1 protein-coding gene is annotated in these 1380 nt (G+C 56.6%); it reads left to right on the top strand.

Annotation, left to right across the window (positions count from 1 at the left end; all coding sequences use genetic code 11):
• The first annotated feature begins 100 nt into the window (after positions 1–100).
• Positions 101–1117, top strand: coding sequence for an IS110 family transposase (locus QU595_RS30140; protein WP_315929031.1), 1017 nt, complete (start codon positions 101–103; stop codon positions 1115–1117).
• Positions 1118–1380: the final 263 nt, after the last annotated feature.

Raw genomic sequence — 1380 nt, 5'->3', positions numbered from 1 at the left:
GACCCTTTAGTGGAGTGATGATGTGGACGCCTCCCCATCGGCGACAGCAACCGTGATATCGGTTTGCTGTTGCCTCAGGGGAAAGCAAGGAGCGTCCACAATGCATATTGCAACAATCGGACTTGATCTGGCGAAGAACATTTTTCAGGTTCATGGCATAGATCGGGAAGGCAACATTGCTGTTCAGCGCAGCCTACGCCGCGGCGATGTTGTCAATTTCTTCGGCAAACTGCCGCCTTGCCTCGTGGGCATCGAAGCCTGTGCAACGGCGCATCACTGGGCGCGTGAGATCGGCCGGTTCGGGCACACAGTTCGTCTCATGCCGCCCGCCTACGTGAAACCGTATGTGAAACGGAACAAAAATGACATGGCCGATGCCGAAGCCATTTGCGAAGCGGTGACGAGGCCGAACATGCGCTTCGTTGCCGTGAAAACAGCAACGCAACAGTCGATACTGATGCTTCATCGCTGCCGAGCTCTTCTGGTCCGACAGCGAACTATGCTCGCCAATGCAATCCGGGCACATCTGGCAGAGTTAGGCATCGCCATGCCCAAAGGCATCCGGACTTTGCTGACGGCCCTTAGCGCGCCCCAAAATGAGGGAAGCGTTCTTCCCGACCTCGCGCGAAGAGCGCTCAAGCCCATGACCGTAAGCCTCGTTGAACTGAGCGCGCGCATCAAGGAACTGGAAATCGAGATCGTGCGTGAACACCGTGACAATGAGACCAGCCGCCGATTGGAAACGATTCCAGGATTTGGTGTCATGACATCAACAGCCATGGCAGCGACAGTCGCGGACCCGACGGCTTTCAAATCAGGCCGTGAATTTGCCGCCTGGCTCGGCTTGACGCCACGAGAGAATTCCTCTGGCGGTAAACAGCGGCTCGGAAGCATCACCAAAATGGGGGACGGATATCTTCGAACCTTGCTCGTTGTCGGCGCGACGGCCGTAATCCGCTTCGCCCGCGAGGAAGGATCCGCCAAGACAGCGTGGATCCGCAAGCTTATGGAGAAGAAGCCTCCGAAGGTCGTAGCGGTTGCGCTTGCCAACAAGATGGCTCGCATAGCCTGGGCGATCATGACGAGAGGGGAAGTTTATCGTGTCATCCCCGCTTGAATAGGCGTGGGCATTAACATCATGACGAGTTGGTGAGGGCGAAAGACACTTGATGAGAACCGGTCAGAGCCGGGGATTGGAAAGCCCGAGGGGTGCAGCGACATAGAGCGCGCTGGAGTGATTAGGGATCCAATCCGCGGAGATTCATCAGGGCCAGCGGCTTAACATACCGCATCGAAAGGCCGAACATATGACTGCACCGACCGATCTGAGGATAGTGTCAATTGTCGTCTTGCCAAGGAGGCGTCCACATATGAACCCCT

The organism is Mesorhizobium sp. SP-1A, assembly GCF_032460275.1.
In the GTDB taxonomy this organism is placed as follows: Bacteria; Pseudomonadota; Alphaproteobacteria; order Rhizobiales; family Rhizobiaceae; genus Mesorhizobium.
This window is presented reverse-complemented; position numbering and strand designations above follow the sequence as displayed.